Source organism: Jeotgalibacillus proteolyticus, from assembly GCF_002926065.1.
GTDB lineage: Bacteria > Bacillota > Bacilli > Bacillales > Jeotgalibacillaceae > Jeotgalibacillus > Jeotgalibacillus proteolyticus.
In genome coordinates this window covers 114057-129065 of record NZ_PREZ01000004.1, presented here as the reverse complement: position 1 = coordinate 129065, position 15009 = coordinate 114057, and the positions used below count along the sequence as shown (strand labels likewise).

At 42.1% G+C, this 15009-nt stretch carries 12 protein-coding genes and 1 riboswitch; all 12 genes read left to right on the top strand.

From position 1 onward, the window contains the following. Positions 1-179: 179 nt before the first annotated feature. Entirely contained in the window at positions 180-962 is a 783-nt protein-coding gene (sufC, locus tag C4B60_RS10965) for a Fe-S cluster assembly ATPase SufC (protein WP_104058054.1), read from the top strand. 17 nt (positions 963-979) lie between these two features. After that, a complete protein-coding gene (gene sufD / locus C4B60_RS10960) occupies positions 980-2287 on the top strand; it encodes a Fe-S cluster assembly protein SufD (RefSeq protein WP_104058053.1) in 1308 nt (435 codons plus the stop codon). Next, a complete protein-coding gene (locus C4B60_RS10955; protein WP_104058052.1) occupies positions 2287-3516 on the top strand; it encodes a cysteine desulfurase in 1230 nt (409 codons plus the stop codon). The genes sufD and C4B60_RS10955 overlap by 1 nt, the downstream gene beginning before the upstream one ends. Then, positions 3506-3937: a Fe-S cluster assembly sulfur transfer protein SufU gene (sufU, locus tag C4B60_RS10950; protein WP_104058051.1), complete on the top strand. Its 432-nt coding sequence runs from the start codon at positions 3506-3508 to the stop codon at positions 3935-3937. Before C4B60_RS10955 ends, sufU begins: the two co-directional genes overlap by 11 nt. Positions 3938-3955: 18 nt before the next feature. Next, positions 3956-5353, top strand: a complete 1398-nt coding sequence (gene sufB / locus C4B60_RS10945; protein ID WP_104058050.1) for a Fe-S cluster assembly protein SufB — start codon at positions 3956-3958, stop codon at positions 5351-5353. Positions 5354-5643: 290 nt separating this feature from the next. After that, the gene (locus tag C4B60_RS10940) at positions 5644-6897 is read left to right on the top strand and encodes a hypothetical protein (protein WP_104058049.1); all 1254 of its coding nucleotides are present in this window, start codon (positions 5644-5646) and stop codon (positions 6895-6897) included. A 227-nt stretch (positions 6898-7124) separates the two neighbouring features. Next, a complete protein-coding gene (locus tag C4B60_RS10935; protein WP_104058048.1) occupies positions 7125-7973 on the top strand; it encodes a DUF72 domain-containing protein in 849 nt (282 codons plus the stop codon). Positions 7974-7992: 19 nt separating this feature from the next. Continuing rightward, positions 7993-8817, top strand: a complete 825-nt coding sequence (locus C4B60_RS10930; RefSeq protein WP_104058047.1) for a sulfite exporter TauE/SafE family protein — start codon at positions 7993-7995, stop codon at positions 8815-8817. A 24-nt stretch (positions 8818-8841) separates the two neighbouring features. Then, positions 8842-10206, top strand: coding sequence for a bifunctional metallophosphatase/5'-nucleotidase (locus tag C4B60_RS10925; protein WP_104058046.1), 1365 nt, complete (start codon positions 8842-8844; stop codon positions 10204-10206). A 124-nt stretch (positions 10207-10330) separates the two neighbouring features. Beyond that, complete coding sequence (gene yunB / locus C4B60_RS10920; protein WP_245153947.1) at positions 10331-11089, top strand: sporulation protein YunB; 759 nt, start codon at positions 10331-10333, stop codon at positions 11087-11089. Positions 11090-11156: 67 nt separating this feature from the next. After that, a riboswitch (Lysine riboswitch) is annotated at positions 11157-11337 on the top strand. A gap of 118 nt (positions 11338-11455) precedes the next feature. Then, the gene (locus C4B60_RS10915) at positions 11456-13081 is read left to right on the top strand and encodes a Na+/H+ antiporter NhaC family protein (RefSeq protein WP_104058044.1); all 1626 of its coding nucleotides are present in this window, start codon (positions 11456-11458) and stop codon (positions 13079-13081) included. A 398-nt stretch (positions 13082-13479) separates the two neighbouring features. Further along, a complete protein-coding gene (locus C4B60_RS10910) occupies positions 13480-15000 on the top strand; it encodes a sodium-dependent transporter (RefSeq protein WP_104058043.1) in 1521 nt (506 codons plus the stop codon). The last annotated feature ends 9 nt before the right edge of the window (positions 15001-15009 follow it).

Sequence of the window (15009 nt, the reverse complement as noted above, 5' to 3'; positions counted from 1 at the left end):
CAGTGTTTATTACACTGGCTTTTTTTCTAGTTAAGGACGGCCCTTATTTACACTAAATGAAATTCTCGAATAACAGTCGGTAAATTTGATTCTAGTTTTAATTTGTTATAAGATTAGAATGAGAATAAAGTGAGAATGGGTAGTCCATTTAATAATGCTTAAACGGAGGTAATAAGACTATGGCTTCAACATTAATCATTAAAGATCTTCATGTTGAAATAGAGGGCAAGGAGATATTAAAAGGTGTAAACCTTGAGCTCGATAGCGGTAAAATTCATGTCATTATGGGACCTAACGGAACAGGTAAATCAACACTTGCTGCTGCGATTATGGGACACCCAAAATATGAAGTAACACAAGGTGAAGTACTTCTGAACGGTGAGAATGTACTTGAAATGGAAGTGGATGAACGCGCTCAGGCCGGCTTATTCCTTGCTATGCAGTATCCAAGTGAAATTACCGGTGTTACAAACGCTGACTTCCTTCGCTCTGCGATCAACTCGCGCCGTGAGGAAGGACAGGAGATTTCTCTTATGAAGTTCATCAAAGAGCTTGATAAAAACATGGACTTCCTTGAAATGGATCAGGATATGGCTCAACGTTACCTGAATGAAGGCTTCTCAGGCGGAGAGAAAAAACGTAATGAAATCCTTCAGCTGATGATGATTAAACCGGAATTCGGGATCCTTGATGAAATCGACTCAGGTCTTGATATTGACGCACTTAAAGTCGTGTCAAAAGGGATCAACAAAATGCGCGGAGAAGATTTCGGCTGCCTTATTATTACACACTATCAGCGTCTGCTGAACTACATCGAGCCTGACTTTGTTCACGTAATGATGCAGGGCCGTGTGGTTAAATCAGGCGGACCAGAGCTTGCTCACCGTCTTGAGGCAGAAGGATATGACTGGATTAAGCAAGAACTGGGAATCGAAGACGAAACTGTTGGCCAAGAAGCGTAACCGTTAGGAGGATAAGTATGACGACTCAAACAAATTTCCAAGTTGATCAGCAAGCGGTAGAGGCTTTTTCAAAAAGCAATAACGAGCCTGGCTGGCTGTCGTCCCTTCGACTGGACGCACTTGCAAAAGCAGAGGATCTTCCTCTGCCAAAGCCGGATAAAACGAAAATTGCTAAATGGAACTTTACTCAATTTACAAATCATGCAGTAGACAGTGAAGTCTATTCTTCACTTGAAGAACTGCCTGAACGCATTAAAACGCTAATTGATGCTGATACACAGAAAAACCTGTACATTCAGCGTAATAACACGCCTGCATATTTAACGATTTCTGAAGAGTTGAAAAGTCAGGGAGTTATTTTTACAGATATTTTAACGGCTGCTAAAGAGCATCCTGAGCTTGTGGAAAAATACTTCATGACTGACGCAGTAAAAGTTGATGAGCACAAGCTGACAGCTTTACATGCCGCTTTAGTAAACGGCGGAGCATTTTTATATGTGCCAAAAAACGTAGAGGTAGCTGATCCGATCCAGGCGGTTTATATTCATGACCACCCTGGCGCTACTCTGTTTAACCATGTATTAGTAGTAGCAGACGATAATAGCTCTGTTACCTACGTCGAGTCTTATCTTGCAACTGATGACATTAAAGAATCTGTTGTTAATATTGTTTCTGAAGTTGTTGCCAAACAAAACGCACGTGTTGTTTACGGTGCAGTGGATAATTTGGCTGCAGGTACGACAACCTATGTAAACCGCAGAGGAATTGCCGGCCGTGATTCACGGATCGACTGGGCTCTTGGAATGATGAATGACGGAGATACAATCTCTGAAACCATTACGAAGCTGATTGGCGATAATTCATATGGTGATACGAAAATGGTTGTGGTCGGAAGAGGCAGCCAGAAGCAAAACTTTACGACGAATATTACTCACTGGGGCAAAAACTCTGAAGGATATATCTTGAAGCACGGCGTTATGAAAGACGCTGCATCATCCATTTTTAATGGAATAGGAAAAATCGAACACGGCGCCACAAAAGCAAATGCTGAGCAGGAATCACGCGTTCTTATGCTTAGTGAAAAAGCCCGTGGTGACGCCAACCCGATTCTTCTTATCGATGAAGATGACGTAACAGCAGGTCACGCAGCATCTGTGGGCCGTGTAGATCCTATGCAGCTTTTCTATCTGATGAGCAGAGGAATTTCAAAGCATGAGGCAGAACGTCTTGTGATCCATGGATTCCTTGCACCGGTTGTAACAAAGCTTCCTATCGAAGGAGTAAAAAGACAGCTGAGTGAGGTAATCGAAAGGAAAGTTCAGTAATGAATGTAAATGAAATCCGCAGACAGTTCCCCATACTCGATCAGGAAGTTAATGGTCATCCGCTGGTTTATCTGGATAGCGCAGCGACCTCTCAAAAGCCGCTGTCTGTGATCCAGACATTAGATGAATATTATAGAGGCTACAATTCCAATGTACACCGCGGCGTTCATACGCTTGGAACAAGAGCAACCGACCGTTACGAGGGTGCACGGGAAAAAGTGCAAAGGTTTATTAATGCTTCCTCAACGGAAGAAGTTATCTTTATGCGTGGAACGACAACTGCCATTAACACTGTGGCACAAGGCTATGGACGTGAGAATGTTAGGGAAGGCGATGAAATCGTCATTACCCACATGGAGCACCACAGCAATATTATCCCGTGGCAGCAGCTGGCAAAGGCAACAGGAGCAGCGCTTAAATATGTTCCTCTTCAGGAGGACGGCACACTGTCACTTGAGGATGTTCGCGAAACGATTACACCAAATACAAAAATTGTTGCTATGACGATGGTTTCCAATGTACTTGGCACAATGAACCCAATCAAAGAAATTACTGAAATTGCCCATGAAAATGGCGCAATAATGGTTGTTGACGGTGCTCAGGCAGCTCCTCATACGAAGGTTGATGTGCAGGCGCTTAACTGTGATTTCTTTGCATTTTCAGGTCATAAAATGGGCGGTCCGACAGGGATCGGCGTATTATATGGTAAAAAGAATCTTTTAAACATCATGGAGCCGATCGAATTTGGCGGGGAAATGATTGATTTTGTTGGCTTATACGAGTCAACATGGAAAGAGCTTCCCTGGAAATTCGAAGGTGGCACTCCGATTATTGCCGGAGCAATTGCACTTGGTGCTGCCATTGATTTCCTTGAGGAAGTTGGTCTGGACGCGATTGAAGAGCATGAACATCAGCTTGCTGCCTATGCGCTGGATAAAATGGCGCCCATTGAAGGCATGACGATCTATGGGCCAAAGGATCCGCAAAAACGGGCAGGGCTGGTTACCTTTAACATGGAAGGTGTCCACCCGCATGATCTGGCAACCGTCCTTGATTCTGAAGGAATTGCCATTCGTGCAGGTCATCACTGTGCACAGCCATTAATGAAGTGGCTGAATGTTTCTTCAACAGCCCGTGCAAGCTTTTACCTCTACAATACTGAAGAGGACATTGACAAGTTTGTGGCCGGACTTTTGAAAACAAAGGAGTATTTTAGCGATGTCTTTTAATAATCTTGATACTTTGTACCGACAAGTCATTATGGATCATTATAAAAACCCGCGCAATAAAGGTGCAATTGAGGATGGAAATGTTACAATTGATATGAACAATCCCACATGCGGTGACCGCATCCATTTAACCCTTGATGTTAAAGACGGTGTGGTGCAGCAGGCAAAGTTTGACGGGGATGGCTGTTCAATTTCAATGGCTTCTGCTTCAATGATGACACAGGTGGTCAAGGGACAAAACGTAGATACAGCTTTGAAAATGTCAGCGATTTTTTCCGATATGATGCTTGGCAAGGAGTACGATGATTCCATCGACCTTGGCGACATCGAAGCCCTACAGGGTGTGGCGAAGTTTCCTGCTCGTATTAAATGTGCAACGCTAGCCTGGAAGGCCATGGAAAAAGGAATTGACCAACAGTAATAAAAAGGAGGAATCACGATGGCGAAGAAAATGCCTGAAGTGGGCGATTATAAATATGGATTCCATGATAAAGACGTCTCCATTTTCCGTTCGAAGCGTGGGCTGACAAGAGAAATTGTTGAAGAAATCTCACGCATGAAAGATGAGCCTCAGTGGATGCTCGACTATCGTTTGAAAGCATTAGAGCAGTTTTATAGCATGCCAATGCCACAATGGGGAGGCGACATGAGCGGGTTGAATTTCGATGAAATCACGTACTATGTTAAGCCTTCTGAAAAAAGTGAGCGCAGCTGGGATGAAGTACCGGAGGAAATCAAGCGTACATTTGATAAGCTTGGAATTCCTGAAGCAGAGCAAAAGTATTTAGCTGGTGTTTCTGCTCAGTATGAATCTGAGGTTGTGTATCACAATATGAAAGAAGAACTTACGAATTTAGGGATTGTGTTCAAAGACACAGACTCAGCTCTTCGTGAGAATGAAGAAATTTTCAAAGAACATTGGGGAACAGTAATTCCTTCCCGGGATAACAAATTCTCTGCACTTAACTCGGCTGTATGGTCGGGCGGATCATTCATCTACGTGCCAAAAGGCGTGAAAGTTGATACACCGCTGCAGGCTTACTTCCGTATTAACTCTGAGAACATGGGACAGTTTGAGCGTACATTAATTATTGCGGATGAAGGCTCAAGTGTTCATTACGTAGAAGGATGTACAGCTCCTGTTTACACAACAAACTCACTTCATAGTGCGGTTGTTGAAATCATTATTAAAAAAGATGCTTACTGCCGTTATACAACCATCCAAAACTGGGCGAACAATGTGTTCAATCTGGTAACGAAGCGTGCTGTATGTGATGCAAACGCCACAATGGAATGGGTAGATGGCAACATCGGCTCTAAATTAACAATGAAATACCCTGCAGTTATCCTTCGGGGTGAAGGTGCTCGCGGTATGACATTATCAATCGCTTTAGCAGGTAAAGGGCAGCACCAGGATGCAGGAGCTAAAATGCATCACCTGGCGCCAAATACCTCTTCTACGATTGTGTCAAAATCCATTTCCAAGCAAGGCGGTAAAGTAACCTACCGCGGAATCGTACACTTTGGACGTAAAGCGCACGGAGCCCGTTCAAATATCGAGTGCGATACGCTGATCATGGATAACCAGTCAACTTCTGATACTATTCCGTACAACGAGATCTTAAATGACAATATCTCTTTAGAGCACGAAGCGAAGGTTTCAAAAGTATCTGAAGAGCAATTGTTCTATCTTATGAGCCGTGGAATCTCAGAAGAAGAAGCAACAGAAATGATCGTAATGGGCTTCATCGAGCCATTTACAAAAGAACTTCCAATGGAATATGCCGTTGAAATGAACCGTCTGATTAAATTCGAGATGGAAGGTTCGATCGGGTAATAGAAGAAGTAAAGGAGGCGAACTTAAAAGTTTGCCTCCTTTTATTTTGTTGAATTGTAGAGGGAGTAAATAAACATTCTTTCTATAGATTAAATCTTTAAGTATTAGTATTTGAATGGTGCTAAAAATGCTAATGGTGAGTAGTAATTCGTTTATTCTAAAGAACAAACATATTCTTAATTTAGTAAATACGAAATGATTATTGCATGGCAGCCGTCAAATTAATAGTTTACTAGAGAAGCAGCAGGGAATAGTTTTGCAATCAATCTTTTACTAATGGGGGAGTTATTTTGAATAAAATGATTGTTATTCCAGTTTTATTTTTACTCAGTTTAATGCTGGCAGCTTGTAACAGTGAAAGTGAAAATGGATCAGATAATGAAGGAGAGTCGAATCCGACCGGCCAGAAAGAAGAGACTCCTGTTGAGGTGGATGAAGAAGACGCAGGCTCTCAGGAAGATGAATCAGAAGAAGCGAACTATACAGAAGAAAATGTAAAAGGAGATTACATAATTTATAGTGAGCGAGCTGATGAGCTTGGTTTACTGTATTATTTCACTCGTACAGCTGAGGATTTGCCACATCAGGAACTTTTACACAGATCATTAGTTGAAAGTGATACGTCTTTACGTAACCTCTTTTCAGCTGTAACAAACTTTGAAGTTCAAGGAACTGCTGCTAATTTCTATTATAACGAGGATGATAATTTAAGCATGGCGTCAACGGAGTCGGAAGAATTTTGGGAGGTCCTGAACGAGTTGGGCTTTAGATTCGGGATTGAAGAATTTAACCTCTTAAACCAGGATGGGGAAAGAGGGCTGACGTTTGCAGAAAATTATTGGGAAGAACCGGTCAAGATTGAACCTGAGCCTAATAGGGGATATTACGTAGTTTCTGCTGAAAATTCGGAGCGGGGTGAGCTTACCTATGTAAGTGCTGCTGTGGCTGGAGAAGAAATATATGATGACAATGGTGAGTTACTTGATTTTGGTCAAACGGTAGAAGCCATGGCTGAGGTTGAGAGCGGCGAACCATTTTACTACGCTGGCATTTTCGAAGGCATGGAAATTGAGGAAGCCATAATTGAAGAGAATCAAGCGATTGTCAGATACCGTGTAAATGATGGAGTACAAGCATCAGAACAGGAACGCATAGACTTTGAACAGGTTCTTCAATTAACAGCACTCGACTTTCAGGTTCAGGGACTCAAGATTGTAAACGAATCAGACAAGATCGTTTCAACTTATCCATTAGTAGAAACAAAAAACGCTGATATGAATGCTGATAGAGAGCAGGAAGAAAGCAGCAAAATGACTGAAGATGAAGCGATAGAAAAGGTTTTTAATTATTTGGAAGCACAGGAAGACGTTAATTTAGATGATATTCAATTAATGATCCAGGATACAGAAGGTAATGAAAATGAATTTACTGTTCAAGCATTTGTTTTTTCAGGGGAAGAAGAGGATGAGGCCCAGATGACAAATACATTAGGGTGGTATTCAGTTGATAAAAATACAGGTGAAGTAGAAGCAACGGATTATTAGAGGAAAGAAGACGAAGCGATAAGCTCGTCTTTTTTTGTATTGAAAGAAAAGCTTGAGATCCACTTGCGTTAGCAAGTTAGCGCAGGGCCCCGCCCCGCGGAAAGCATGCCCCTGCAGCGCAAATCAGCACGTTAAATAAAGACGCATTGTAAACTAAAGCCTTCTCCCATTATCGATCAATTGTATTATGGTACAATGATAATACCTTCAATATGGCAGGTGATAAAATGATTTATGTCGGTTTAACAGGATGGGGTGACCATCCGGATGTATATCAGGCAGGCTCTAAGAACAAGGATAAATTAAAAGATTACGCAGGGCATTTTCCAATCGTGGAGCTGGATGCTTCTTTTTATGCCGTTCAGCCGCAGCGAAACACTGAAAAATGGGTAAAAGATACACCTGACTCCTTTTCTTTTATCGTTAAAGCCTATCAGGGGATGACTGGACATCAGCGCGGTGAAATACCGTTTGACTCAAAAGAAGAAATGTTTTCTGCTTTCGTTCAATCATTAAAGCCTTTCATTGAGCATGGAAAGCTTGGAATGGTTCTGCTGCAGTTTCCTCCCTGGTTTGATTGTCAAAAGGACAATGTAGAATACATACGCTATTGCCAGGAACGATTAACGGATCTCCCACTGGCAATTGAATTTCGAAACCAGACGTGGTATCAGTCTGAATTTAAAGAACAGACTTTAGCGTTTTTAAAATCGAACAGCTGGATTCATACAGTGTGCGATGAGCCTCAGGCAGGTGAAGGGTCCATTCCGATTGTTCCCATTGCCACAAATGATCATTCAACCCTTGTCCGTCTGCATGGAAGGAATTTTCATGGGTGGACGAAAAAAGGCAATGGAGATAAATGGAGAGAAGTTCGATACTTATATGATTATAATGAGCAGGAGCTCGTTGAATGGGTAAACATTATTAAACAGCTGGAAAAGCAATCAAAAAACGTTTTTGTAGTGTTTAATAATAATTCCGGAGGACATGCCGCAAAGAATGCCAAACAGCTGATCAGGCTGCTTGACATTGATTATTCGGGGCTTGCTCCGAGGCAGCTGGATTTATTTTAAGCGTGGAGATGAAAGATGAATGGAATGGGTAATTTTAGTTTTGATTGGACTTGCTGGAGGAACGATTGGATCCCTGATCGGCCTTGGCGGAGGGATTATCGTTGTACCTGCATTACTGTTTTTTGGTTCCACTTTAGGCTTGATCAGTGGTATTACTCCACAAACTGCAGTCGGAATATCGATGGTCGTTATGATTGTTACAGGACTGTCTTCAACACTTTCCTATTTGAAAAACAAAACAGTGGATCTTAAAAGCGGACTTTTATTTTTTATTGGCAGCGGACCGGGGACGATTTTAGGAGCATTGATTAATCGTACATTGACGCTGGATTCCTTTCATTTAACATTTGGTATTTTTATGATTTTTATTTCGTTTATTCTTATGATCAGGGATCGCTTAAAACCAATTAAACGATTCCAGACAACTTCTTACCAGCGTCATTTTACCGATCCGCACGGTACAACCTACCAATACGGTTTTCCGCCTCTGCTTGGAGTACTTATTGCATTTGCTGTCGGGTTTGCTTCCGGGTTATTTGGTATAGGCGGAGGGTCTATTATGGTGCCGGTTATGATCATGGCTTTTTTATTTCCGCCTCATGTAGCCATCGGGACCTCCATGTTCATGGTATTTTTATCTTCTATTACCGGGTCAGCGTCACATATCTTTTTAGGAAATGTAAACTGGCTATATGTAGCAGCTCTTGCGCCTGGAGCCTGGATCGGCGCTAAAGCAGGAGCCGCGATAAATAAGAGTATGCAATCGGATAAGCTGGTGTTAGTCCTTCGAATCTTTCTGGTCCTGCTCGGGATCCGTTCGATCATTGAAGGGATTATGTCATAGTGAAAAAGGGAGGCATATCTCCAGATGAAGGAAAGAATCTATTTTTACCATACGAATGATTTGCACAGCCATTTTGAAAACTGGCCGAGAATAAGGGATTATCTGGCTGCACAAAAGAAGCAGCATAAAGAAAAAGGAGAAGATGTGTTTCTCTTTGACATAGGTGACCATACAGATAGATGGCATCCCCTTACAGAAGGCTCAAAAGGGAGGGAAAACATTCATCTGTTAAATGAGCTTGGGTACGATGCAGTTACTATAGGAAATAATGAAGGTATTACTTTTTCCTATGAAGACTTAAACCATCTATATGATGATGCAAAATTTCCTGTAGTACTTGCAAACCTCTTTAATTCAAACGGACATCGACCGGATTGGGTCTATCCAACCTATATAACACAAACAGCTAAAGGAACAAAGATTGGCATTGTGGCTGTAACTGCCGAATACCCGGCTTTTTATGACCGGCTGGGCTGGATAGTTACACCTGCACGGGATGAGCTGAAGGCACAGGTGCGGGTTTTAAAGAAAAAGGTGGACGTGGTTGTTTTCCTCTCTCATCTCGGTATTCGAGAGGATGAGTGGGTGGCGGAGGAATGCCCTGAAATCGATGTGATTATGGGGGGCCATACTCATCATATTCTGGAGCGGGGGAAGATTCATAACAAAACGCTTATAACTGCAGCCGGAAAGTACGGTATGTTTGTGGGGGAAATAGCGATTGATTTTGACCACACCACTCATACCGTTTCAAATCGAAGTGCTAATCTAATTGATACAGCTGCACTCCCTGCCTCCTTAAATGAAGAAGAGGAAATCAAAGGATGGATGGAGTCAGGAAAACAGCTTCTTTCTTCAGTTGAGGCATCTCTCACTGAGGATTTGCCTCATGATCCTTTTGATTCGTTGTCTCCTCTTGGGTCTGTTCTAGGAGATGCGCTCTTAGAATGGTGTGATGCTGACTGTGCATTATTAACAGGAGGCCTGCTGCTGGATTCGCTGACTAAAGGTCCGGTTACTGCATATGAGTTGCACCGGATTCTGCCACATCCAATTAATCCATGTACTGTTTATTTAAATGGCAGTGAGCTAAAGGAAGTTCTGCGTGAAGCGCAAAAGAAAGAATGGCCGGCTACAGTCGTAAAAGGGCTGGGCTTTCGGGGAACAATTTTAGGAGCTTTCATTTATAAAAATATTTCGTGGGATAACCACCATTTCTATATTCAAAACGAGAAAATTGATCCTGATCGGCTATACAGTGTAGCCACTGTAGACATGTTCACATTCGGTTATTTTTTTCCGCAAATGCAACGGGCAAAAAAAGAGTACTTTATGCCGGAATTTTTACGGGATATATTAAAAAACAAGCTGAAGGAAATGCAGGCGTAATCGGGAAACTCCTTAAATATCCTGTCTCCTGTCTTCAGGGAAGCATCAGGATTTCTCTTCTATTCAGATTATAGGAAAATTGCCCATTTCTTCGCATATAATGAAGCGAAGGAGGGCGTTTTTTGTGAAGTGGAGACCCCGAAATACATTTCGGCCAATACCAATCAGATATGTTTGGCTGCTCTCTATGATTTTATTTATTGGTTTTACCTCACTTGGTCTGCTTATGATTAATACCGGAATTAAGCCTACCTTAATGATTTATGCTGAATCACAAACAAAAAAAATCGGAGCTCTTGTAATAAGCAAGGCTGTTAACCGTGAAGTGGCCAATATAATGGATATAAATGAAATTATTGAAAATGTGCCCACTGATTCAGCAGAAATGGTTACCACTCAATTTAATACGGAAATTATTAATCGTGTTCAAACTGAAACGACACAGCTGGTACAGGCACATCTTCGTGCAATCGAACGGGGGGATACAAGTATTCTTCGCTCATTAACAGATCTCAATATTGAGATTGAGGAATCAGGAGAGATGGAAGGGATCGTTTATACCGTGCCCTTAGGCCAGGCGACGAATAACGCTTTACTTGGAAATCTCGGTCCCAGAATTCCGATCCGATTCCATGCAGTAGGAGATGTCACGTCAAATATAAAATCGGTTATTAGTGAATTTGGGATAAATAATGCATTTGTTCAGATTAATATTCATTTGGTTGTAAACGTTCAGATTATTGTTCCGTTTGCAACCAAAGTAACCACCATTGAACAGGATATACCAGTGGCGATGGGCATGATCAGAGGACAGGTTCCTGAAATCTATAATGTAGGGGAAGGAATGTCCCCTTCCTTAGAAGTACCGCTTCCCACTCCATAATATCTTGATTTAAAAGCAATAGACTGCTATTATAAATAAGTAAAAAGAATAAAACCACATCATAATCCGATGGGGTAGAGGAGCAGCTTTTAAGAGTAGGCGGTGTAAGGATGACAACAATGATCACCGGTGAAAGGGCAAGCTGCCGAAATAATAGCATCAGTCGGGGTGTTATTATTGGGGTTGTCCTGAACAAGGATAACACTCTCATGGCATATCAATTTATGTTATGAGGAGCTACAGATCGTGATGGAGCATACATTCATTACTAACTAACCGGGTAATGGTAGAGACCTCTATCATTACCCTTTTTGTGTTTTCGAACGATATGCCCCAGATACCCTATCAAGATAAAAGGAGGACATTATGGAAGGAACCTGGTTATCTCTTTTACCGCCTGTCGTTGCCATATTGATGGTTATTCTGACAAGGAGAGTTTTATTATCGCTTGGAGCAGGAATCATAACAGCGGCATTGCTGCTTGTTGATTTTTCTCCTATTGGAACCGCTGAGACGTTATGGCTGTCGTTTAGCGGAGTTTTTTGGGAATACGGAGAAGCCGGGGAAGCCGGTGCACTTAATCTCTGGAACATTTTTATCATGCTATTTTTACTTATCCTAGGTGTTATTACAGCATTTATTAACATCTCCGGAGGAGCAAGAGCATTCGGAGAGTGGGCAATGAAACGCGTGAAGACACGTGCGGGAGCTCAAGTGCTGACGGCTTGTCTTGGTATTATCATTTTCATTGATGATTATTTTAACAGCCTTGCAGTGGGACAGGTTGCCAGACCGCTTACCGATCGCCACCGGGTGTCCCGTGCCAAGCTTGCTTATTTAATTGATTCCACTGCAGCACCTGTCTGCGTGGTTTCACCAGTATCAAGCTGGGGCGCTTATATTATTGCTGTAATAGGAGGAATCTTAACTACTCATTCTATTACAGATTACACTCCATTCTCAGCGTTCATGCAGATGGTTCCAATGAATCTATACGTATGGTCGGCTCTTGGAATTGTTTTTATTGTGGCATTCCGTGGCGTTGACTTTGGACAAATGAGAAAGCATGAAAACCGTGCGATTGAAACCGGGAAAGTATATGATGAAACAAAAGACATCCCAGGCGAGCTTAAAAATGACCTGCCTACGAGCAGTCATGGTACAGTTGGTGACCTGATCTGGCCAATCATTGCCTTAGTAACAGGAACGGTTGCTGCCATGATGTGGACAGGCAGTCAGCTTTATTTGGAAGACACCGGCAATTCAGCTACACTCCTTCAAATGTTTGAATACACAGATGTAGCAAAATCGCTTGTCTACGGAGCATTATTTGGTCTTTTAATATCGATCGGTTTCTTCATTCGTCAAATTAACCGGTCAAATAAAATTGGCGGCACTGAATTTTTCCTCGGGCTTAAAGAGGGAATCAAGTCAATGCTTCCAGCTATCTATATCCTGGTTTTTGCCTGGATGATCGTTGGGTTAATAGGGGATCTGGAAACGGGTGAATACCTTGCAGGCGTAGTAGAAGCTGCTGATCTTAATATAGCCTGGCTGCCGGTTCTGCTATTCCTTGTTGCAGGTGTAATGGCATTTTCTACAGGAACTTCGTGGGGGTCATTCGGTATTCTGCTGCCGATTGCCGGCACTATAGCTGCAAGCACAGATATTTCTCTGCTGCTGCCGGCACTTGCTGCTGTTCTGGCTGGAGCGGTATTTGGCGATCACTGTTCACCAATTTCCGATACTACAATTCTTTCTTCAACCGGTGCAGGAAGCAACCATATTGACCACGTTATTACCCAGGTGCCATATGCCGTAACTGGTGCAGTCATGGCTTCCCTCGGTTATATTGTACTTGGCTTTACAGGCAATACCTGGCTGGCTCTGGGCCTGGTTGTTGTGCTCCTTGCCGCATTTGCGTTAATTATGGGGCGTAATCCCGATAAAGCAAGAGTCGTATCAGCTAAAGAAGGTCTGGACAGTAACTAATAGAAAGAATACTGACGATTTAAGCCGCTGGATCTCTCCGGCGGTTTTTTTGTTTTGCTGAAAAAGTGATTTTTTGTATTCATGATAAATAAGCAAAGTTTGATAAAATTTGTAATCGTACTCTTTATAAAACGAGTAAGCAGAAAGGACTTTAGACCTGCGAGCTGTTTTATTCATATATGTATAAAGTATTTATACCATACCTTTATATGATCTGGATTCCCTTAAAACCAAGAAGTTTTATCGGAGATGTTCTATGCTGCTATAATTTTAAATTTATATTAAATAGTTCTTTTACAATTAGGCACCAAGTGCTATACTATTTTTAGATTATCAGAAATAATCTGAATATATAAAAACTTCTGACGCAAATTGGAAGTTAATTAGGGGGGAAAAAGATGAATCGTCAACAGTGGGGGACGCGTGCAGGATTTATCTTAGCTGCGGTTGGTTCAGCTGTAGGACTGGGGAATATTTGGCGATTTCCTTATGTTGCCTACGAAAATGGTGGAGGAGCATTTTTAATTCCATATTTATTTGCACTCTTAACAGCAGGTATTCCGATTTTAATTATGGAATTTACACTCGGCCATAAATACAGAGGATCAGCTCCGCTTTCATTCTTTCGTGCTGGCGGCAAAAGAGCGGAATGGCTTGGCTGGTGGGGCGTTCTGGTGGCCTTTGTCATTTCTACGTACTATGCAGTAATTATTGCGTGGGCTATGCGCTACACTTTATTTTCATTTAATCTCGCATGGGGAGATGACACCGAATCATTTTTATTTGCCGACTTCCTCAAGCTTGATGTGGCACCAGGAGAAACCGGCGGAATTGTGTGGGGAGTTTTAATCCCGTTAATTCTTGTTTGGGTTATTACGCTTGGGATTCTTCTTAAAGGAGTTAAAAAAGGAATTGAGATCGCAAACAGAATCTTCATTCCAACACTCGTAATCCTATTTTTAATTATTGTGGTTCGGGCGGTTACATTGGAAGGTGCTGCTACTGGTTTAAATGCATTTTTCGAGCCGAATTTCAGTGAAATTATGAACCCGTCGGTATGGGTTGCAGCTTATGGACATATTTTCTTCAGTTTATCTATTGCATTTGCTATTATGATTACTTATTCAAGTTACTTGCCGAAAAAATCGGATATTACAAACAATGCGTTTATTACAGGGTTTGCAAATTCAGGTTTTGAATTGCTCGCAGGGATTGGAGTCTTTGCGGCTCTTGGATTCATGGCAACTCAATTGAGTGTACCAGTTGATGAAGTAGCTTCAGCAGGGGTAGGACTCGCTTTCGTAGTCTTTCCGCAAATCATCAATCAGTTTCCTGGCTTTAACGGATTCTTTGGCGTGCTGTTCTTCCTGTCACTTACGCTTGCCGGGTTGACGTCACTTATGTCGATCACTGAAACCTATGTAGCAGGTGTTACGGAAAAATTCGGCGTCACCCGTAATAAAGCCGTAATTCTAGGCGGCGGACTTGCTGCTACAATTTCGATCCTTTTCGCAACTCAGGGCGGATTATTCTTCCTTGACCTGGCTGATTACTACATTAACCAGTTTGGTGTTGCAGCAGTCGGACTTGTAGAAGTGATCATGGTCGTATGGATCCTGAGAAAAACAAACACGCTTCAGACACATGCAAATCTTACTTCCGATATTCATCTTGGAGGATGGTGGAAGATCTGTCTTGGATTTGTTACACCAGTCGTACTTGGCTATATGATGTTTGGCCTGTTGAAATTAAACATTCTTCAGCAGTTTGATAACGATACTGGAAACTATGAGGGATACAGTAATGCGTTTACTTTGTTTGGAGGAGTCGCAGTTGCAGCGTTCGCGCTGATTGCCGGAATCCTCTTCTCAATTGGTAAATGGGGGAAAAATTATTCTGACTTTAAGGATACGAACTAAGGGGGTTTA

What these genes read in the sequence shown, in the direction of transcription:
- C4B60_RS10930 (WP_104058047.1), top strand. Translation starts at nt 7,993, where the DNA reads ATGGAATGGGTAATTTTAGTTTTGATTGGACTTGCTGGAGGAACGATT.
- C4B60_RS10955 (WP_104058052.1), top strand. Translation starts at nt 2,287, where the DNA reads ATGAATGTAAATGAAATCCGCAGACAGTTCCCCATACTCGATCAGGAA.
- sufC (WP_104058054.1), top strand. Translation starts at nt 180, where the DNA reads ATGGCTTCAACATTAATCATTAAAGATCTTCATGTTGAAATAGAGGGC.
- sufU (WP_104058051.1), top strand. Translation starts at nt 3,506, where the DNA reads ATGTCTTTTAATAATCTTGATACTTTGTACCGACAAGTCATTATGGAT.
- sufB (WP_104058050.1), top strand. Translation starts at nt 3,956, where the DNA reads ATGGCGAAGAAAATGCCTGAAGTGGGCGATTATAAATATGGATTCCAT.
- C4B60_RS10910 (WP_104058043.1), top strand. Translation starts at nt 13,480, where the DNA reads ATGAATCGTCAACAGTGGGGGACGCGTGCAGGATTTATCTTAGCTGCG.
- C4B60_RS10935 (WP_104058048.1), top strand. Translation starts at nt 7,125, where the DNA reads ATGATTTATGTCGGTTTAACAGGATGGGGTGACCATCCGGATGTATAT.
- sufD (WP_104058053.1), top strand. Translation starts at nt 980, where the DNA reads ATGACGACTCAAACAAATTTCCAAGTTGATCAGCAAGCGGTAGAGGCT.
- C4B60_RS10925 (WP_104058046.1), top strand. Translation starts at nt 8,842, where the DNA reads ATGAAGGAAAGAATCTATTTTTACCATACGAATGATTTGCACAGCCAT.
- C4B60_RS10915 (WP_104058044.1), top strand. Translation starts at nt 11,456, where the DNA reads ATGGAAGGAACCTGGTTATCTCTTTTACCGCCTGTCGTTGCCATATTG.